This window comes from Rouxiella aceris, from assembly GCF_012933545.1.
GTDB lineage: Bacteria > Pseudomonadota > Gammaproteobacteria > Enterobacterales > Enterobacteriaceae > Rouxiella > Rouxiella aceris.
The window spans coordinates 118,448-137,268 of the sequence record NZ_JAADJU010000008.1; the positions used below are offsets into that span (position 1 = coordinate 118,448).

Below are 18,821 nucleotides of genomic sequence, written 5' to 3' on the forward strand. Positions count from 1 at the left end.
CAGCCGGCGTGGAGTGGCGTATGCTCGGGTGTGCGCTATAACGCACAGGCATCATCAGCATATCATTGTGCGTTATAACGCACAATCAGCGCAGGGCAGGAGAACAACTAAATGCAGGAGTTAACGCGTCATATAGGTATTCAGCTTAAGACGTTGCGCACGCAACGCGGCTGGAGTCTGACGCAGGCCGCCGAGGAAACCGGCGTCAGCAAGGCGATGCTCGGCCAGATTGAGCGAGGGGAATCAAGTCCGACCGTCGCTACGTTATGGAAAATCGCCAGCGGTTTTCAGGCTTCTTTTTCGCAGTTTTTGCAGTCGCCGCCGATCACTGCCGATATGCTGCACCCCTATGATCCCCCTACGGCTTTTGACAGCAAAAGTTGCGGCATGAGCGTGGTGTCATTCTTTCCCTATGACAGTGAATTAAATATGGACATGCTGGTGGTGGAATTACAGGTGGCGGGCTATAGCGAGTCTTCCGCCCATGCCGCCGGGGTGATTGAGCATGTGATTGTGATCGCCGGGCAACTGGCGCTGACGGTCAACGGTAGCGACCATCTATTGGCCGCCGGCGAAGGGCTACGTTTTCGTGCCGATTGCCCCCATACCTACCGCAACCACAGCAGCGAAAAAGTCCGGTTCCACGATATTATTCATTATCCGGCTGCAGATACCGCCAGTTAAATTGGCCAACTATTTATTAGCACCAGACGCAAGCTTACATTCACTGAACTGACAGGGTACGGCAATGACCAAGGCAAAAAATCCGCTGATTCGCCCGCTGACGCCGCAGGATCGTCAACAATGGGAAGCGCTGTGGCGCGAGTATCTCGACTTTTATCAAACCCGGCTGGATGACGCGGTGGTCGACCGGACCTTTGCCCGTCTGGCGGCCGCCGACTATGCCGATATGTTTGGTTATGTGGCGGAGTATGAGGGGCAGCTGGTGGGGATCGTCAACTGCATCAATCACGATCACGGCTGGTCGATTGAACAGGTGACCTATTTGCAGGATCTCTATGTTTCACCGGCGGCACGCAAGACGGGGGTTGGTCAGTTGCTGATCGAAGCCGTCTATGCCTATGCCGACCAAAATGATAAAGCCAATGTGTACTGGATGACGCAAACTTTTAATCACACGGCAAGAAAGCTCTATGACCGTGTGGGGATGCAAACTGATTTTATTAAATATCGTCGTTAACCGGCGGTTTTTAACGGCGTGATATAACAGGTGCTGACTTCCCGCGCCTCGCCTTCATGCTGCTGCGTGACATAGCCTTTTTCGTTAAGGGTGATGTCGCTGTAAGCCACGCTGTTTTCCGGCTTGGCCACCAAATCCTGATAGCTTTTCATGACTTTGGCCTTGTCTGCCGCCTGTTCTGGCAGATCAAGGCCCGTCACCTTGATCATGGCATCCTGCACCTGACTTTTCACCTCGGTCTTATCCAGCTTGCTGTTGACCATGGCTTTGATATTGACCGTGACATCATTGCCAAGCAAATAAATCACCGCGGTTTGATAGACCAGGGCATTTGGCGTCTTCTTGATCACAAAACCGTTCTCGATCACCTTCATGGTCTTGTTATTGGCATAGGTGATATCGCTCAGACACAGCGTTCTGTCGCCGATCTGCAATTGATTAAATCGCGCTTTGATTTCTTTGGCTGAGGAAGCGAAAGCCTGTGCGCTGACCAGCATCGGCAGCAGTGCCGCCCATACCAGGGTAAGTTTCTTCATCGTGCCTCCAGGGTTTATCTCGCAGCAGTATATTTAGATGTCTCATGGAAGAGAACCGATAAATCATTAACTAAAGTGATCCCGTTTCTTGCCGATGATAGAGACGATAAGGTGAAGTGCGCCTGTAATTCCCCGTGCTTTTATAGTGAGGCGAGGGTTAGCCCGTCGCACCCGGCGTAACCACATTGTGCAGGCAGGCAAACGGGTGGAAAGGGCGTTAGTGCAAGCAACTCATAGTCATTGCCGGGAGAGTGCGCTATGTTTCAGGGATGAAAACAGGGAACAAAACACGATTCCGTCTCAGGAGGCAACATGAGTGAACCTACGTTAACGCTGTATTCCGATGCCAATTATTACAGCCCTTATGTGATGTCTGCGTTTGTAGCGCTGACAGAAAAGGGCATTCCTTTCGATATTGAAACGGTAGATTTGGCCCAGGAAGAGAATCTGAAAGACCACTACTCGGCGATTTCGACCACCCGCCGTGTGCCGACACTTTCCAACGGCAGCTTTCAGCTTTCTGAATCTTCGGCGATTGACGAGTATATTGAAGAGCTGTTTCCGGCACCGACCTTTGCGGCTATTTACCCCCCTAATCCTGAAGATCGCGCCAAATGCCGTGAAATTCAGGCCTGGCTGCGCAGCGATTTGCTGGCTATTCGTCAGGAGCGTTCAACGGAGATTGTCTTTGCCGGTCAGCATCGTCCTGCGCTGAGTGCTGACGGACAAGCGGCGGCAGAAAAGCTGATTGATGCCGCGTTGCGTTTGCTTGGCGATGGCGAAAATCTGTTTGGTGAATGGTGTATTGCTGATACCGATCTCGCCTTGATGCTTAATCGACTGCATCTTAACGGCGATGCCTTGCCGGAAAAACTGGAGGCATATGCCGACCGTCAGTGGCAGCGCGAGTCGGTGCAAGCCTGGCTGGCGTTGTCTAAAACGGCGTAATGCTTTTCTGTCTGTGCCGCCTTTAGCGCAGGCACAGACAAAGCGGTAAAGCGATAATAAAGGGTGATGCGCTATCCGGCGCGCGCCCTGGTTCTCAGGTGAGTGCGCATTAAACCAGTTTTTTGCTTAGATAAAAGCGCTGATGCGTTGCCTGCTGTTCCTCCAGCCCATTGATATCGTCAATAAACTCCTCCAGTGTCATCCGGCATTGATAACCCTGGCGTTCGTAAAAGGGCCGCGCCTGAAAACTAAAGGTATCCACCAGCGCATAGCGACAACCGCGCGCCATCGCCTCGGCTTCTGCCTGTTTGATTAACAACGTACCGCAGTCCTGACCACGCAGCGATTCATCCACCCACAGGTATTTGATCATCAGATAATTGCCCACGGTTTCGCCAATCAGACCACCGGTTTTTTTGCCATCCTCTCCCTCGATAAATACGCCCAGCTCCTGGAACGAATTCTGCGGAATATAGTGCTTATTATAGGCGCGTAAACCGTCTTTGATGGCTTCGATATCATCATGGGTCACAGTGGCGGTGATGCGGGTTTTCATGGTCTTATTCCCAGGATTTAAGCAAGAAGTTGGCGTTTGCAGGTGAACTGTCACCAGGCAAAGGCAATAAACACCAGGCCGGTGATGATATCCATCATACATCCCGGCAAGTGACGACAAAACGGTCACTAAAGAAAAAGGCCGGTGAAATTTCCTTTTCAGGAGTTCCACCAGCCTTTTGAGGGTAAGAGCTTGGACTTATTTATAAATGACAGCGCTGGCGCTCATGCGGTTGTTACCGGTCACTGAGGTGATACGGTAAGAGGAGGCCCCTGCCAGTTTTGCCTGATTGGCCAGCGAGCTTTCCAGTGAGTCGAGATTGGTGTGACCGTTAGCGGTGATCACGCCGATTTTTTGTGCATGGTCAGCCGGTTGTTCTGAAACGCTTTGCGCAGCAAAAGAGGCGAAAGAAGCCAGAGAAAGAGTCGCAGCTACTGCAAAATATTTGATGCTTTTCATGATGTCATTCCTAATCGTTAGCGTATGGGAGAAAGGTGGTTGCCTTTCGATGTGAGAATAATAGGCGTATTATTCGCAGATAGAAAACGCATTGATTTGAGGAAGTCATTCAAATTTATTGTGCAATATTTACGCGCTTTTACTTTCTACTGGCAGCAGATTTACTTTGGCAGAAAGCGCTTTACGTTCGGTCACAAAAAAGCGGTAACCTGGCTGGGTATCTGATTTGCAGCGGATTTGTTGAGTTCTGCTAAAATACTCAGCAAGCCAAAGCAGGATAGGTCCGTGGCTGCTGCATAACGGGCCTGTGTGTAGAAAATATTTTCTACGGTTGTTTGGCTTGCTTGGCTGAACAAATTTCACGGTAACAGCAACGCGTTAGGAGACGTCGAAATGGGAATTTTGTCCTGGATTATTTTTGGTCTGATTGCAGGTATTCTGGCGAAATGGATCATGCCAGGTAGAGACGGTGGCGGTTTTATCATGACCGTAGTTTTGGGCGTCGTCGGTGCTGTAGTGGGTGGTTATATCAGTACCTTCTTTGGCCATGGTCGTGTCGATGGTTTTAACGTTGGCAGCTTTGTTGTGGCGGTAATTGGTGCCCTGGTGGTGCTGTTTATCTATCGCAAAATCCGCGACTAGCACAGCCATAAGTCAATGACTCAGGCCGCGATTTTGCGGCCTGATTTATTTAAATCGCTACCAGTCCCCGTATGCCCTCGCTTTCCATTTCACTGCCCGCTCCGCGTTTGATGATATTGCCGCGCGACATCACCAGATAGCTGTCGGCCAATTCTGCGGCAAAATCGTAAAATTGCTCCACCAGCAAAATTGCCATATCGCCACGGGCGGCAAGCTGTTTGATCACGGCGCCAATCTCTTTGATTACCGAGGGCTGAATGCCTTCGGTTGGTTCATCGAGGATCAGCAGGCCGGGTTGACAGGCCAACGCACGGCCAATGGCCAGCTGTTGCTGTTGTCCGCCGGAGAGGTCACCGCCGCGGCGATTTTTCATCGCCAGCAGCACCGGAAACAGATGGTAAATCTCATCGGGTACCTGTTTGGCCTGGCTGGCAGAAAAACGCGACAGACCCATTAACAGGTTTTCTTCCACCGTCAGACGGGGAAAGATTTCCCGCCCCTGAGGGACATAGGCGATACCGGACTGCACGCGCTGGTGCGGTTTACGGCCATTGATCACCTCGCCCTGCCAACTAATGGTCCCGGATTTGGCGGGCAGCAAGCCCATCAGGCATTTTAGCAGCGTGGTTTTACCGACTCCATTGCGCCCCAACAGGCAGGTGACTTCGCCGACTTTGGCATCAAAAGAGACGCCGCGCAGAATATGACTGCCGCCGTAAAACTGATTTAGCTCATTGACTTGCAACATGACTTTTCTCCCGCTGCCTGCGGCTTAGCGACCCAGATAGACTTCAATAACCTGCTCGTTGGCCTGCACCTCACGCAACGAGCCTTCAGCCAGCACCTGACCCTGATGCAACACGGTGACATGGTCTGCAATAGTTTCGACAAAGCCCATATCGTGTTCCACCACCATCAGCGAATGTTTCCCCGCCAGCGACTTGAACAGCTCGGCGGTATACTCGGTTTCGGCATCGGTCATGCCGGCAGCGGGCTCATCAAGCAGCAACAGGTGTGGTTCCTGCACCAGCAACATGCCGATTTCCAGAAACTGTTTCTGACCATGCGAAAGCAGTCCCGCCAGGCGATGGCGTTCCCCCTGCAGACGGAGCGTGACCAGCATCTGGTCAATTCTGTCGCGCTGTTCGCTGTTCATTTTGGCGCGCAGACAGGCCCAAACCGATTTATTGGTTTTTTGCGCAATCTCGAGATTTTCAAATACTGTCAGTGCTTCAAACACTGTCGGTTTCTGAAATTTGCGGCCAATGCCCGACTGGGCAATGCGTACCGGATCGAGACGTGTCAGATCGATGTTTTGATCGTAAAGCACCTGACCGGATTGCGGTCGGGTTTTGCCGGTGATCACATCCATTAGCGTGGTTTTCCCTGCGCCGTTGGGGCCGATCACGCAGCGCAATTCGCCAACGCCAATGCGCAGCGAAAGGTCGGTCAGCGCCTTGAAGCCGTCGAAGCTGACGTTGATTTTTTCCAGCGATAAGATCGGGTCGGTCTGTTCGCGGTGTTTATCGGCCGGCAGCGGCTGGGTAAACAGTTCGCCGGTGGTGGTCATGGCATTCATCAGGATCTCCTTTTGCGCAGCAGGCCAATAACGCCCTCGGGCAGAAACAGGGTGACGATAATAAACATGCCGCCGAGGATAAACTGCCAATACTCGGGGATGGCCATGGTAAACCAGCTTTTTGCGCCATTGACGATACCGGCACCGAGGATCGGTCCAATCAGCGTGCCGCGTCCGCCCAGCGCCACCCAAATCGCCGCCTCGATGGAGTTGGTTGGCGACATTTCGCTGGGGTTGATAATCCCTACCTGCGGCACATACAGCGCGCCGGCCAGCCCGCAGATCATGGCCGACAGTGTCCAGACAAAAAGTTTAAATCCCTTGGGATCGTAGCCACAGAAAATCAGGCGGTTTTCCGCATCCCTTACCGCAGTCAACACCCGACCATATTTACTGCGCGCCAGGGCAAATCCCACGGCCAGGCTGGCGACCAGCAGCAATACCGTAGTGATAAACAAGCCGACGCGGGTCGAGGTAGCGGTGACCTGAAAGCCGAGCAGGGTAGTAAAACCGGTAAAACCATTGTTGCCGCCAAAGCCGGTTTCATTACGGAAAAACAGCAGCATCCCGGCGTAGGTCAGCGCCTGGGTCATAATTGAAAAATAGACGCCTTTGATTTTTGAGCGGAAGGCAAAATAGCCAAAAACAAAGGCCAGTACGCCAGGCACCAACACGATCAGGCACAGCGCCCAGGCAAAATGCTGGGTCCCGGCCCAGAACCACGGCAGCTGGTTCCAGGATAAAAAAGACATAAACTCTGGCAGCCCGTTGCCCGCAGCCTGGCGCATCAGGTACATGCCCATGGCATAGCCGCCGAGCGCAAAGAACAGGCCATGGCCGAGGGACAACAGTCCGGCATAGCCCCACACCAGATCCAGCGCGATCGCCACGATCGCATAACAGAGGATCTTGCCGACCAACGTCAGAGTATAAGTTGAGATCGCCAGCGGGTTAGTCTGCGGCAGCAGCGCCAGAAACGGCATAATCAGCAGCAGTACCAGCACCACGGCACCCAGGGTTATCGCCACGCGAGGCGCTTTTTGTACCGCACTTAAGGTTAAGGGTTGCGTCATCAGTCAATCACCCGGCCTTTAAAGGCAAAGAGTCCCTGCGGACGTTTTTGGATAAACAGGATAATCAGCGCCAGGATAAGGATTTTGCCCAATACGGCACCGATTTCCGGTTCGAGGATTTTATTGACGATACCCAGGCCAAAGGCGGCCACCACCGTACCGGCCAACTGACCGACACCGCCAAGCACCACCACCAGAAAGGAGTCGATAATATAGCCCTGGCCAAGCTCCGGGCCGACATTGCTTAGCTGCGAGAGTGCCACGCCGCCCAGCCCGGCAATACCGGAGCCAAGACCAAAGGCCAGCATATCTACGCGGCCGGTGGGTACGCCACAGCATGCCGCCATGGCGCGGTTTTGCGTGACGGCGCGGACGTTCATGCCAAGACGGGTTTTGTTAAGCAGCAGCCAGGTCAGCGCCAGCACCAGCAGCACAAAAATAATCACCGCAATGCGGTTATACGGCAGCACCAGGTTGGGCAGCAATTGAATACCGCCGGACAGCCAGCCTGGGTTGGCTACCTCGACGTTTTGCGCGCCAAACAGCACCCGGACTCCCTGGATCAGGATCAGGCTAATCCCCCAGGTGGCTAGCAGGGTTTCCAGTGGGCGACCGTATAGATGACGGATCACCGTGCGTTCCAGCAACATGCCGATGCCGGCAGTGATAAAGAATGCCACCGGCAGGGCAATCAGCGGATAGAGGGCCAGCCAGCCTGGCGCATAGTGCTGCAACAGCGACTGCACCATATAGGTGGAATAGGAGCCGAGCATCAGCATTTCGCCGTGGGCCATATTGATCACCCCGAGCAGACCGTAGGTGATCGCCAGTCCCAGCGCTGCCAGCAGTAAAATGGAACCCAATGACAGCCCGGTAAAGGCCTGACCGAGCAAGTCACCGATCAGCAGACGATGTTGCACCGCTTTCAGGCTGGCCAGCGCCGCGCTGCGCACCCTGGCATCGGTTTCGACTTTCTCATCGGTTAGCGGCTGTAAATGGCCCTGGGTATCCGGGTCGGACGAAGAGCCGAGCAGTTCTACCGCTTGCAGCCGTACGCGGGGATCGGCATCGCTCAGTTGCAGATTGGCGAGGGCGATGCTTAAGGCTTCATGCACCACGCTGTCTTTTTCCTGCGCCAGCCGCCGGGTAAGCAGCGGCAACTGATCGGCCTGGGCTTCGCGTTGCAGCGATTTTGCCGCCTGCAAGCGTACGCTGCTGTCCTGGCTGACCAGACGATGAATGGACAGGGCATTGGCAATCAGATTTCTCAGTCGGTTGTTCAACCAGACTTTTTGCGTCTCGCCCTGCGGCGTGGCGTTCCCTTCCAGCGGGCTAAGGGTTTCGCCCTGTTTGATAAAGGCGTGATGCGCCTGATCAATGACGACATTTTCCTGCTTTAGTGCCTCTAACAGCGGTAAACGCTCTGGCTGCGGGTCGGTGGCCCACTGCTGCAGTAAGGTGGCCTGGTCGGCACGGCTGGCTGCGGCAAAATCATCAGCAGGACCGGCCTTGGCCCACAGCGGCAGGCAACAAAGCAGGAAAGTGAGGGTTCGCAAAGCTGGCGACACACGCCATGGCAAACCGGATAAGCGTAAGCATTTCATCATAGTCATCATCGCTATTTACAATCACTGAGACGCTGAGGCCGCCAGGGCGAGCACCCTGACGGCAGTCAGATTTATTGTTGACCAGATAACGCGGGACTGGTCAGCAATGGATTTACTGCGCGCTTTTTACCGGATAGTCAGGTTTCTTGTCGTTGCCTGCGATATACGGACTCCACGGCTGAGCGCGGATAGGTTTATCGGTCTGCCAGACCACGTTGAACTGACCGTTAGACTGGATTTCGCCGATCATCACCGGTTTGTGCAGGTGGTGGTTGGTGGCATCCATGGTCAGGGTATAACCATCAGGCGCTTTGTAGGTTTGACCGGCCATGGCGGCGCGGACTTTATCAACGTCAGTGGTACCGGCTTTCTCTACCGCCTGCGCCCACATATGGATGCCGACATAGGTGGCTTCCATTGGGTCGTTGGTCACCGCGGTATTGGCGTTCGGCAGGTTGTGCGCCTTGGCATAGGCTTTCCATTGGCTGACAAAGGCTTTATTGGTTGGATTATCCACCGACTGGAAGTAGTTCCAGGCAGCCAGATCGCCTACCAGCGGTTTGGTGTCAATGCCGCGCAACTCCTCTTCACCCACCGAGAAGGCCACGACCGGCACGTCGGTAGCTTTCACGCCCTGGTTGGCCAGCTCTTTGTAGAAGGGGACGTTGGAGTCACCGTTAATGGTGGATACCACCGCCGTTTTGCCTCCGGCAGAGAATTTTTTGATATTGGAAACAATGGTCTGATAGTCGCTATAGCCGAACGGGGTATAGACCTCTTCGATATCTTTATCCTGTACGCCCTTCGAATGCAGGAAGGCGCGCAGGATTTTGTTGGTGGTACGTGGATAAACGTAGTCGGTGCCCAACAGGAAGAAGCGTTTGGCGCTGCCGCCGTCTTCGCTCATCAGATACTCCACCGCCGGGATCGCCTGCTGGTTAGGGGCTGCACCGGTATAGAAGACGTTAGGTGACATCTCTTCACCTTCATATTGCACCGGGTAGAACAGCAGACCGTTTAACTCTTCAAATACCGGCAGCACCGATTTGCGCGATACTGAGGTCCAGCAGCCAAAGACCACGGCCACTTTATCCTGCGTCAGCAATTGACGGGCTTTTTCGGCAAAAAGCGGCCAATTGGAGGCCGGGTCAACCACCACCGGCTCCAGTTTTTTGCCCAACACCCCGCCTTTGGCATTGATTTCATCAATGGTCATCTGCGCCACGTCTTTCAACGGCGTTTCCGAAATGGCCATGGTGCCGGAAAGAGAATGCATAATGCCGACTTTAATGGTGTCGGCGGCCTGGGCCTGGAATGCCAGACCCATACTGACCACGGTCGCCGAAAGGGCAAAGGCTTTAATAAAGCTACGACGTTGCATAGAGAAGCTCCTGTAATAAATAAAGGGCCCGTGATCTTTCAACGGGCTGAGACGTTGACCGTCTCGCTGCCGCCAAAATCTGTTGGGCGTGCTGTGTGTCGAATGTCGAAAAGCAGTTTAAAAAAGTCATAACGGGAGGCTGTCCCCGTCATTTTCAGGTCTCGCCTGGTGCAGCATATGCAGCGTAATTTTGCGCACTTCGGCTTTACTGACGGCAATGTGGTCTTGTAGTTGGCGTTGTGCCTCCTGGGTCTGGTTTTGCATAATGGCGAGCAAAATGCTCGCGTGTTCGTTATAGGTAGCATTGACGCGGGCGTCCTGTGTAAAGTCCAGCCGACGGATAATGCGGATCTTCTCCGTCAGTTCGCGATGGATTTTGGCCATCTCGGCGTTACCGGCGGCGGCCACCAGCGTCATATGAAACTCTTCATCAAAGCGGGAAACGGTCTGTCCGTCCTCCAGCCGCGGTTGGTCGATCCAGAATGCCTTGAGAGTTTGCAAGGCATCGGCTGGGGGCGTCATGGCACACAGACGCTTGACCGCTTCCAGCTCGAGCACAATGCGCAGATCATAGAGCTGCTCAAAGTAATCAAAATCAAAAGGGCGCACCTGCCAGCCGCTGCGGAAAAACACCTCCACGTAACCTTCGCGCTCCAGCCAAAATAGCGCCTGACGCACCGGTGTCCGGCTGACTTCCATGCGCTCGGCGATCTCATTTTCGCTAAAGCGGTCACCGGGTAGCAGGCGAAAGCTGAAAATATCGTCTTTCAGCTGCAGGTAAATCCGTTCTGCCAGCCCCTCGGGCCGGGTTTTATTGCGTCCGTTACGTGCGTCGGTAAGCTGCATCAGTCGGTCCTTATCACTCGCTATCCAGCCACAGCAGGGCATCACCGGGAGCAACCGGACGACCTTGCTGGCAGCTGATTTTCAGCACGGTACCCGCCTGCGGGGCGTTAACCGACAGCTCCATTTTCATGGCTTCCACGACGATCAACGGCTGACCCGCAGCCACCTGTTGGCCCGGCTCCACCAGAATTTTCCAGATATTGCCGTTTAGGTCGGCGCTGACCAGTTGCCCCGGCTGATCGTCGTCGTCGGCCTGTAGCGGTTCGGCGTCAACCGCTGCATCTTCTGCGGCACTCTCTTGTGCCTGCCAGTGCGCCACTTCGTGGTTGAATGCCGTCTGTTGACGTTGACGAAAATCGTCAATATCGCGGGCATTATCGGCAAGAAAACGGCTATATTCGGCAAAATCAAACTCTGCGTGCTCAATGCGGATCTCGCCCCGGCCTTCGCGGAAAGCGTCGCGTTGCGCCTCCAGCTCGGCTTCGCTGACCTCATAGAAGCGCACCTGATCGAAAAAGTGCAGCAACCAGGGTTCGCCCTGCGCAAACTGGGCATTTTTCAGGAATTTATTCCAGATCGGCAATGTACGGCCCACCAACTGATAGCCCCCCGGCGAGTCCATGCCGTAGATGCACATATACATGCCGCCAATGCCGACGGTGCCTTCGGCGGTATGGGTGCGCGCCGGACTGTATTTGGAACTCAGCAGGCGGTGACGCGGATCGATGGGCACGGCGCAGGGGGCGCCGAGATAGACATCACCCAGACCAAGGATTAAATAGCTGGCATTGAAGATGATCGCTTTCACTTCTTCACGGGTCGCCAGGCCGTTGGTGCGCTGGATAAAATCGACGTTGTTGGGCAGCCAGGGAGCATCGGCCCGGACGGTTTGCTGGTAGCGTTCTACGGCACCGAGGGTAGCGCTGTCTTCAAACGCCATCGGCATATGGACAATACGCGTTGGGATCTTCAACTGGCTGACATCTGCCAGTCCCTGTTCCAGCGTCAGCAGATGGTTGAGTAACGTGGATTGCTGTAGCACGCGGCTGTCATAACGTACTTGCAGTGAACGTACTCCCGGCGACAATTCTTCAATTCCCGGCTCGGCGGCGTCACGAATCGCCTTCATCAGCAGGTAAATACGCAGGCGCAGCGCCAAATCCAGCACGTTATCGCCATATTCAATCAGCACATAACCGTCACCCGCCTGGCGATAGACCACCGCCGGGCGTGCTTCTGTGGCATCGAGTTGTGCCAGGATCGCCGCCGAGGCGGTCGTGGTCGGCAGCAAGGAAGGCACCGGCAGCGCCATGGCTTCGATGGGCATTAACGAATCGATAGTGCCTTGCTGCGCCATTTCCAGCGCCTGGGCCTGCTCAAAACTGATTGGGTGGAAACGAATGCGATCGCCGGGTTTGACCTGACCGACTTTCCACAGCTCGGCTTTGGCAATGGTTACCGGGCAGACAAAGCCGCCGAGGCTCGGTCCGTCGCGGGTTAAAATCACCGGAAAGTCGCCGGTAAAGTTGATGGCACCGATGGCATATTCGCAGTCGTGCACGTTAGAGGGGTGTAAACCGGCTTCGCCGCCATCTTTACGTGCCCACAGCGGTTTGGGACCGGTCAGGCGCACACCGAGACGGTTGGAGTTGTAGTGCACCTGCCACTCGGCGGCAAAGAAGGCGTCAATGGATCCCTCGGTGAAAAAGTCTGGCGCACCGTGTGGCCCGTAGAGCACGCCAATGTCCCAGCTATCGCCGTAGGCTGGCACGATATGGGCAGCGGCGGCCTGCGGCAGATCCACCGGGGCCGGGGTAGTGCAGGCGGCCAGTTCAGGCTGTGACAGGCTAAGCATATCCGCTACGCGCAGGGTGCGGCCGGCGTGGCCGCCAAACTGACCGAGGGCAAAGGTCGAACGGCTGCCGAGATAGACCGGCACGTCAAAGCCGTTGCGCACCGCCAGATAGGTGCGGCAACCGGCGGTGGCGCGACCCAGCGTCAGTACCTGCCCGGCCTTGACCTCAATCGGTTGCCAATAAGCCAACTGCTGGCCGTCGAGATCTGCCGGGCAGTTGGCCCCGGTCAGCGCAATGGTGGCATCACTGTGGAAACGCAGTGTCGGGCCTTGCAGGGTAAATTCCAGCCCTGCAGCATCCAGATGATTACCGACAATGCGGTTAGCCAGCCGGAAGGCAAAATCGTCCATCGGGCCGGAAGGAGGAACGCCGATATCCCAATAGCCAAGGCGGCCAGGGTAATCCTGAATGCTGCTGTAGGTGCCGGGAGCGATCACTTCCACAACATGTGGCGCGTAGACAAAGCTGTCGAGCATACGGGTCCACATTTCGCCCTGGTGGAACAGCGGCGTCGCCACTACCTGGCGCAGATAATCAATATTGCTGGCAATGCCGTGCAAACGGGTGGCGGCCAGTGCCTGCGACATTTTCGCCAGCGCCTGCTCACGGGTATCGGCGTGCACAATCAGTTTGGCGATCATCGGATCATAAAAGGCTGAAACTTCACTGCCGGTGGAGACCCAGCCGTCAACGCGCACATCGTCCGGGAAGAACACTTCGGTTAATACGCCGGGGCTGGGCTGAAAGTTTTTCAGCGGGTCTTCGGCATAAATACGTACTTCGATAGCGGCACCATGGGGAGCCTGCTGCATACGTGGCCAGTCCAGGGGCTCCCCGGCGGCAACGCGCAACATGCATTCGATCAAATCCAGGCCGGTGACCATCTCGGTTACCGGATGCTCGACCTGCAAGCGGGTGTTGACCTCTAAAAAGTAGAACTCGTCGCGGGTGGCATCGTAAATAAACTCTACGGTGCCAGCGCTGCGATAGCTGACCGACTCTCCGAGCTGTACCGCGGCCAGATGCAGCGCGGCGCGGGTGGATGCTGGCAGATTCGGTGCCGGAGTTTCTTCGACCACTTTCTGGTTGCGGCGCTGCAGCGAGCAGTCGCGCTCACCGAGTGCCACTACGCGGCCCTGGCCGTCGCCAAAAATCTGGACTTCGACATGACGGGCGCGATCGATAAATCGCTCAATAAACACCCCTGCATCGCGAAAGAAATGTTCACCGAGACGTTTCACGCTGTCCCAGGCATTACGCAGCGCCGTTTCGTCATCACAGCGCGTCAGACCAATACCGCCGCCGCCGGCAGTACTTTTCAGCATAATCGGATAACCGATATCTTCAGCGGCGCTTACCGCCTCTTCCAGGCTGGCGAGCAGACCGGTTCCCGGCGTCATGGGGACACTGGCGGCGGCGGCCAGTTCACGGGCGCGGTGCTTGAGTCCAAATTCACGGATTTGCAGGGCAGAAGGACCGATAAAAGCAATGCCTGCCGCCTCGCAGGCGTCGGCAAACTCCGCGCTTTCGGAGAGAAAACCGTAGCCGGGATAGATGGCCTGCGCCCCGGTTTCCGCTGCGGCAGCGAGAATTTTATCAATCAACAGGTAGCTGTCACTGGCTTTTTCACCGCCCAGTGCCACGGCGATATCCGCATCCTTGACATGGGGCGCATTGCGATCGGCGTCGGAATAAACCGCTACGCTGGTGACGCCAAGGCGTTTCAGAGTGCGGATAGCCCGGCAGGCAATTTCACCCCGGTTGGCAATCAGGACGGTAGTAAACATAAACGTGGCTCCTCAGGCGTTGTTCGCGGTGCTGGATGCGGTGGATTTCAGATGTTCGACGTAGCTTCTCCAGCCGCCAAATGAGGTGACGTCGCTGGCGCTGGCAATGGCCCAGGGCTCGCAGATAAAACCTTTGACGCTGCGGCCATCGGCCAGCTGGAGCGTGCCAATTCCCAGCGGTGCGGGGATTTCGGCAACGAACTCGCCAAAGCGCGCCAGGGGGATATCCCACAGTTCAACAATGATGTTGCTGCCGCCTTCGGCTTTGACCAGACCGGGTTTCGGCGGCTGGGTATTGGCCAGGGCATAGAGTTTGTAGTCACTGGCGGTGCGGGTTTGCTCGACGCGTACCGCATTGCGCTGCGTCAGTTGGAAGTTAAGCGGCATGCCGGTCAGATGTGCGCCCACCACGGCAACCCGGACATGGTCGCGGCTGACCGGCATTGGCCCGGTCATGGCGTGGTCGGCGTTAAGGGTTTTGCCGGTGGCTCCCAGCGGCAGCGACAGGCTGCGTTGCCATTGACGGCCAAAAGCCGCCAGCGCGCCGTCGTGCCAGGCGGGGGCAATCAACGTAATGCCCGCCGGTAGTCCGTCGTCACGCAGGCTTGACGGCAGCGCCAGCGCGCAGAGATCGGCCAGATTGGTGAAATTGGTGTAGGTGCCAAACTGCGAGTTGTACAACACCGGTTCCTGCTCCATTTCCTGCAGGGTGCGGATGGTGGGGGAGGTGGGGACCACCAGCGCGTCAAATCCTGCCAGCGCCTGGTTGATTTGTTGCGCCAGTTCGGCACGCAAATATTCCGCGCGCCAGGCATCGCAGGCGGTGTAATTGAGGCCATTGGCCACAATGTTGCGCACCACCGGATCCATGGCTTCTGGCGAGTCGGTAAAGATTTTACCCACCGCCACGGTGCGCTCGGCCACCCAGGCGCCGTAATAGAGCTGTTCAGCGAGGGCTTTAAAAGGGGTGAAGTCGATTTTTACCAGCGTGACGCCGCTGCTGCTGAGATTTTCCAGCGCCAGTTGAAAGGCTTTTTCGGCCTGACTATCGCCAAAGAATTCCAGGCTGTCCGGCACCGCAAAACGCGGTTGCGAAGACATGGCCGCCGGAGCGGTATGCGGGTTGACGCGGGAATAGGCATCTTCGGCATCGTAGCTGGCCGCCAGACGAGCGACTTGCCAGGCATCGGAGACGGTGAGCGCAAAGATCGACACACAGTCATTCAGGCGGCAGGCGGGAACCACCCCGTGGTTAGACAGCCAGCCCTTGGTCGGTTTAAGCCCGACAATATTGTTAAAACCGGCAGGCACGCGCCCGGAACCGGCGGTATCGGTGCCCAGTGAAAAGGCCACCAGACCGCGAGCCAGCACCGATGCCGATCCAGAACTGGAACCGCCGCTGACATAGTCGGGATTAAAGGTATTGGTCACGGCACCAAAGGGAGAACGGGTACCCACCAGGCCGGTCGCGAACTGGTCAAGGTTGGTTTTACCGATGACGATGGCCCCTTTGGCCCGCAGGTTTGCCACCACGGTAGCGTCTTGCTGTGCCACATAGGTGAACGCCGGGCAAGCGGCGCTGGTGGGCCAACCGGCAACGTCGATATTGTCTTTTACCGCAAAGGGCACGCCAAACAGCGGCAGATCGTCGAGGGAGCCGCCAGACTGCTGGCGCAGCGCCTCCAGTTGGACGATTTGATCTTCAAGCTGATCGGCGCTGACGCGATACAGCCAGGCATTATCATGGTCACTGAGGCTGTTGACGACGATCCCCAGTGCACTGCGCAGGCTGTCCGGCGCGCTTTGGTAATGCTGTTGCCAGTCACGCAACTGAAAGCCGATATAGGGGGTAGAGGCGGATGTCATAAGTTGAATTCCATCTAGTACACAAGATTGAATTCATCTAAGCAAGCGCCGTGCCATTTATTAACTTGTTGTTTTAACGATGTATTTTAAAATAATTTGGCTAGTGCCGCATTTTTGCGCACCACCAGCGGGGCGCACTTGTACAAAATCAGTGCAAGATTCGGGCGGCTTGCGTCCTGCCACATGCTGCGTGCTACGCTTATAGCCAAGGATCTGGATCCGTGGGGCAAGTGTAAATATGCTTGCTATAATATCGCGCGCTATATATATTCTGTGCATGAACAAAAAAACCGACCCTGAACTGACATCGACACGCATGCTGCATCTTGACCAGCAGATGTGCTTCGCGCTTTATTCCGCCAATCTGGCATTGAATAAAGTCTACCGCAAGCTGTTAAGCCAGTTACAACTGACCTACCCGCAATACCTGGTGATGCTGGTGCTTTGGCAGCAGGATGAACTGATAGTGTCAGATATCGGCGAAAAGCTGTATCTCGACTCTGCCACCCTGACACCCTTGCTTAAACGTCTGGAAGTGGCTGGTTTGCTGGTACGTCGCCGGGCGCAGGCCGACGAGCGTCAGGTGATTATTTCCCTCACCGAGGCGGGACGTGAGCTGCAAGAAAAGGCGCGCGGTATTCCTGAAGCAGTGGCTTGTGCCAGTGAATGCAGTATGGAAGATGTGTCGGCGCTGAAGCAGCAGTTGGAAAAGTTAAGAAAAAATCTGCAAAACAATCAGTAGTTTTTCGGATTGCTGGCCAGACTAAGTGAAATTTAATGTTATGTGGAGTGCAGAATTTTGTATCTCTGCTACAGTTATATAAATAGCGCGCGATTTAATCGTGTTTTTAGTTGGGTGGTGTTACCAGACACCTACTCTCTACTCTGTCAGATAAAAGGAACAAATTATGTCTATTGAAAAAGTGGTTTACCGTGCTCATGCAACTGCAACCGGCGGTCGTGATGGTCGTGCGACTTCATCAGATGGCGTTCTTGACGTGAAACTGGGCGTGCCTAAAGAAATGGGTGGCGCGGGCGGTGAAGTCTCCAACCCGGAACAGTTGTTTGCTGCGGGCTACTCAGCCTGCTTCCTCGGCGCATTAAAACACGTGGCATCACAGGAAAAGATCCGTATTCCTGCCGAAGCCAAAATTGAAGGCGCTGTGGGTATTGGTGCCATCCCCGGTGGTTTTGGTATTGAAGTACAGCTGGATATCACCCTGCCAGGTATCGAACGCAGCGTTGCCGAAGATCTGGTCGCCAAAGCTCATCAGGTTTGCCCGTACTCTAACGCAACGCGTGGCAATATTGATGTGACGCTGAACGTTAAATAATTGCATAAATAATGTGCTGACAGACGATGCAGGAGGGGAATTTTCCCGGTATCGTCTGTTTTATAAGCACTTGGCAGCAAAGGTAGAAAAAGGGATTGACGCTCAGTCATACCGGCAGTACTATGCGGCCCAATTCGGCGAGTAGCGCAGCTTGGTAGCGCAACTGGTTTGGGACCAGTGGGTCGGAGGTTCGAATCCTCTCTCGCCGACCACATTTAGAAAAACCCGCAAGCTTATGGCTCGCGGGTTTTTTGCTTTTGGCCGCTCAATGGCGATCGTCAGCCAGGGTAGAGCGCCCAAGGTTATGCCGCTTATCACCCGAGCCGCTACCCTTTGTTGCCTATGGGTTCACGAAGCCTGCAACGGTCTTTTTATTTTTTCTGGATCCACTTCACCTTTTTGCATTCCAAAATCTGGTTTTTTTCAATGATGATGCTGGTATTATTTGTCAGGCAAACAGCTTCTTCATTTAATATAGTTAAAATCCCAATACTGATAAAGCGGGTGGTTTTGATATAGCACAGATTATTATGGTTACAATTCACATTATTGCTGGTAGACAGAATACAAAAATCACCATACTTAACAAAAGGCTCGCCGTAAGTTCCGGCAACTTGCAGTAATTCGGCATCAAGAATATTTCTACTAATTAAAATAAATAAGGTGGCTTCGTCAATATTGCGATATTTTACAAACTGTGGAGGAAAGCCTTGTCCGGTTAATAACCATTCAAGGTTAACGGGGAGTCCATGGATCTTGAAAAAATCGCGAATAAACAAAAAAGCGTTCTCTTTTCTGCGCGGTGTACAATTCCCAGACTCCCAGCGCGTATAGGTTGCATAAGAGAGACTGACACCGCACTTGTGAACGTAACTGACCACTTGTTGTGGCGTTTTTCCCGTTGCTGACCGACAGCATTTTAAGCGTTTCCCTAAAGTATCTAACATATTTAACCAATAGTTAATTTCGCGATATAAATATATTAGTTTGAAAAAACAGGGTTACGAAGTTCATTAAATAACACAGAATGCAATTAAATTGCAATTTTAGTTGAAATTTTCTATAGGTGAATATAAATTATCCATTAGCGAGCGTTTTTGCCCTTCCTAAGTAGTTTCATTCATCAGGTGAATGATTCCTTCTTAAATAT

Annotated in this window: 18 protein-coding genes and 1 tRNA gene; 7 read left to right on the top strand and 12 right to left on the bottom strand. The window is 54.5% G+C overall.

Annotated elements, in window-relative coordinates:
- Nucleotides 1-111 precede the first annotated feature (111 nt).
- Nucleotides 112-684 (top strand): helix-turn-helix domain-containing protein, encoded by a 573-nt coding sequence (locus tag GW590_RS15675; protein WP_169403999.1) that lies wholly within the window; start codon nt 112-114, stop codon nt 682-684.
- Between the two features lie 64 nt (nt 685-748).
- Entirely contained in the window at nt 749-1,201 is a 453-nt protein-coding gene (locus GW590_RS15680; RefSeq protein WP_169404000.1) for a GNAT family N-acetyltransferase, read from the top strand.
- Here the strand turns inward: GW590_RS15680 and GW590_RS15685 are convergent.
- Nucleotides 1,198-1,737, bottom strand: coding sequence for a hypothetical protein (locus GW590_RS15685; RefSeq protein ID WP_235955964.1), 540 nt, complete (start codon nt 1,735-1,737; stop codon nt 1,198-1,200). The genes GW590_RS15680 and GW590_RS15685 overlap by 4 nt on opposite strands.
- Before the next feature lie 312 nt (nt 1,738-2,049).
- On the opposite strand from GW590_RS15685, the gene yfcF reads away from it, so the two are divergent.
- Nucleotides 2,050-2,685, top strand: coding sequence for a glutathione transferase (yfcF, locus tag GW590_RS15690; RefSeq protein WP_169404001.1), 636 nt, complete (start codon nt 2,050-2,052; stop codon nt 2,683-2,685).
- Between the two features lie 109 nt (nt 2,686-2,794).
- On the opposite strand, the gene GW590_RS15695 is transcribed toward yfcF, so the two are convergent.
- A complete protein-coding gene (locus tag GW590_RS15695; RefSeq protein ID WP_169404002.1) occupies nt 2,795-3,241 on the bottom strand; it encodes a GNAT family N-acetyltransferase in 447 nt (148 codons plus the stop codon).
- Nucleotides 3,242-3,439: 198 nt separating this feature from the next.
- Nucleotides 3,440-3,700 (bottom strand): multiple stress resistance protein BhsA, encoded by a 261-nt coding sequence (gene bhsA, locus GW590_RS15700; RefSeq protein WP_169404003.1) that lies wholly within the window; start codon nt 3,698-3,700, stop codon nt 3,440-3,442.
- Between the two features lie 393 nt (nt 3,701-4,093).
- Between bhsA and GW590_RS15705 the strand changes: the two genes are divergently transcribed.
- Nucleotides 4,094-4,342 (top strand): GlsB/YeaQ/YmgE family stress response membrane protein, encoded by a 249-nt coding sequence (locus GW590_RS15705; RefSeq protein ID WP_169404004.1) that lies wholly within the window; start codon nt 4,094-4,096, stop codon nt 4,340-4,342.
- Nucleotides 4,343-4,391: 49 nt separating this feature from the next.
- Here the strand turns inward: GW590_RS15705 and urtE are convergent, their stop codons facing one another.
- The 8 genes from urtE to atzF all read right to left on the bottom strand — a co-directional run bounded on the left by urtE (nt 4,392) and on the right by atzF (nt 16,337).
- Nucleotides 4,392-5,090, bottom strand: coding sequence for an urea ABC transporter ATP-binding subunit UrtE (urtE, locus tag GW590_RS15710; RefSeq protein WP_169404005.1), 699 nt, complete (start codon nt 5,088-5,090; stop codon nt 4,392-4,394).
- A 24-nt stretch (nt 5,091-5,114) separates the two neighbouring features.
- Nucleotides 5,115-5,921, bottom strand: a complete 807-nt coding sequence (gene urtD, locus GW590_RS15715) for an urea ABC transporter ATP-binding protein UrtD (protein ID WP_169404006.1) — start codon at nt 5,919-5,921, stop codon at nt 5,115-5,117.
- A complete protein-coding gene (gene urtC / locus GW590_RS15720) occupies nt 5,921-6,994 on the bottom strand; it encodes an urea ABC transporter permease subunit UrtC (protein WP_169404007.1) in 1,074 nt (357 codons plus the stop codon). The genes urtD and urtC overlap by 1 nt, the downstream gene beginning before the upstream one ends.
- Nucleotides 6,994-8,601 (bottom strand): urea ABC transporter permease subunit UrtB, encoded by a 1,608-nt coding sequence (gene urtB / locus GW590_RS15725; protein WP_408014943.1) that lies wholly within the window; start codon nt 8,599-8,601, stop codon nt 6,994-6,996. Before urtB ends, urtC begins: the two co-directional genes overlap by 1 nt.
- Before the next feature lie 112 nt (nt 8,602-8,713).
- Nucleotides 8,714-9,982, bottom strand: a complete 1,269-nt coding sequence (gene urtA, locus GW590_RS15730) for an urea ABC transporter substrate-binding protein (RefSeq protein ID WP_169404008.1) — start codon at nt 9,980-9,982, stop codon at nt 8,714-8,716.
- 126 nt (nt 9,983-10,108) lie between these two features.
- Nucleotides 10,109-10,828: a GntR family transcriptional regulator gene (locus GW590_RS15735; protein ID WP_169404009.1), complete on the bottom strand. Its 720-nt coding sequence runs from the start codon at nt 10,826-10,828 to the stop codon at nt 10,109-10,111.
- A gap of 13 nt (nt 10,829-10,841) precedes the next feature.
- Nucleotides 10,842-14,471: an urea carboxylase gene (gene uca / locus GW590_RS15740; RefSeq protein WP_169404010.1), complete on the bottom strand. Its 3,630-nt coding sequence runs from the start codon at nt 14,469-14,471 to the stop codon at nt 10,842-10,844.
- 12 nt (nt 14,472-14,483) lie between these two features.
- Nucleotides 14,484-16,337 (bottom strand): allophanate hydrolase, encoded by a 1,854-nt coding sequence (gene atzF / locus GW590_RS15745; protein WP_169404011.1) that lies wholly within the window; start codon nt 16,335-16,337, stop codon nt 14,484-14,486.
- 277 nt (nt 16,338-16,614) lie between these two features.
- Here atzF and GW590_RS15750 point away from each other — a divergent pair, with 277 nt between their 5' ends.
- From GW590_RS15750 to GW590_RS15760, 3 genes are all read left to right on the top strand, one after another.
- The gene (locus GW590_RS15750; RefSeq protein WP_169404012.1) at nt 16,615-17,079 is read left to right on the top strand and encodes a MarR family winged helix-turn-helix transcriptional regulator; all 465 of its coding nucleotides are present in this window, start codon (nt 16,615-16,617) and stop codon (nt 17,077-17,079) included.
- A 166-nt stretch (nt 17,080-17,245) separates the two neighbouring features.
- Nucleotides 17,246-17,671, top strand: coding sequence for an organic hydroperoxide resistance protein (locus GW590_RS15755; RefSeq protein WP_169404013.1), 426 nt, complete (start codon nt 17,246-17,248; stop codon nt 17,669-17,671).
- 135 nt (nt 17,672-17,806) lie between these two features.
- Nucleotides 17,807-17,883: transfer RNA gene (locus GW590_RS15760), tRNA-Pro, on the top strand.
- A 159-nt stretch (nt 17,884-18,042) separates the two neighbouring features.
- On the opposite strand, the gene GW590_RS15765 is transcribed toward GW590_RS15760, so the two are convergent.
- Nucleotides 18,043-18,618 (bottom strand): hypothetical protein, encoded by a 576-nt coding sequence (locus GW590_RS15765; protein ID WP_169404014.1) that lies wholly within the window; start codon nt 18,616-18,618, stop codon nt 18,043-18,045.
- Between the last annotated feature and the right edge of the window lie 203 nt (nt 18,619-18,821).

Bases quoted from the DNA above. Each gene is read 5' to 3' on its own strand.
- GW590_RS15675 (WP_169403999.1), top strand. From the start codon at position 112: ATGCAGGAGTTAACGCGTCATATAGGTATTCAGCTTAAGACGTTGCGC.
- GW590_RS15680 (WP_169404000.1), top strand. From the start codon at position 749: ATGACCAAGGCAAAAAATCCGCTGATTCGCCCGCTGACGCCGCAGGAT.
- GW590_RS15685 (WP_235955964.1), bottom strand. From the start codon at position 1,737: ATGAAGAAACTTACCCTGGTATGGGCGGCACTGCTGCCGATGCTGGTC.
- yfcF (WP_169404001.1), top strand. From the start codon at position 2,050: ATGAGTGAACCTACGTTAACGCTGTATTCCGATGCCAATTATTACAGC.
- GW590_RS15695 (WP_169404002.1), bottom strand. From the start codon at position 3,241: ATGAAAACCCGCATCACCGCCACTGTGACCCATGATGATATCGAAGCC.
- bhsA (WP_169404003.1), bottom strand. From the start codon at position 3,700: ATGAAAAGCATCAAATATTTTGCAGTAGCTGCGACTCTTTCTCTGGCT.
- GW590_RS15705 (WP_169404004.1), top strand. From the start codon at position 4,094: ATGGGAATTTTGTCCTGGATTATTTTTGGTCTGATTGCAGGTATTCTG.
- urtE (WP_169404005.1), bottom strand. From the start codon at position 5,090: ATGTTGCAAGTCAATGAGCTAAATCAGTTTTACGGCGGCAGTCATATT.
- urtD (WP_169404006.1), bottom strand. From the start codon at position 5,921: ATGAATGCCATGACCACCACCGGCGAACTGTTTACCCAGCCGCTGCCG.
- urtC (WP_169404007.1), bottom strand. From the start codon at position 6,994: ATGACGCAACCCTTAACCTTAAGTGCGGTACAAAAAGCGCCTCGCGTG.
- urtB (WP_408014943.1), bottom strand. From the start codon at position 8,601: ATGATGAAATGCTTACGCTTATCCGGTTTGCCATGGCGTGTGTCGCCA.
- urtA (WP_169404008.1), bottom strand. From the start codon at position 9,982: ATGCAACGTCGTAGCTTTATTAAAGCCTTTGCCCTTTCGGCGACCGTG.
- GW590_RS15735 (WP_169404009.1), bottom strand. From the start codon at position 10,828: ATGCAGCTTACCGACGCACGTAACGGACGCAATAAAACCCGGCCCGAG.
- uca (WP_169404010.1), bottom strand. From the start codon at position 14,471: ATGTTTACTACCGTCCTGATTGCCAACCGGGGTGAAATTGCCTGCCGG.
- atzF (WP_169404011.1), bottom strand. From the start codon at position 16,337: ATGACATCCGCCTCTACCCCCTATATCGGCTTTCAGTTGCGTGACTGG.
- GW590_RS15750 (WP_169404012.1), top strand. From the start codon at position 16,615: ATGAACAAAAAAACCGACCCTGAACTGACATCGACACGCATGCTGCAT.
- GW590_RS15755 (WP_169404013.1), top strand. From the start codon at position 17,246: ATGTCTATTGAAAAAGTGGTTTACCGTGCTCATGCAACTGCAACCGGC.
- GW590_RS15765 (WP_169404014.1), bottom strand. From the start codon at position 18,618: ATGTTAGATACTTTAGGGAAACGCTTAAAATGCTGTCGGTCAGCAACG.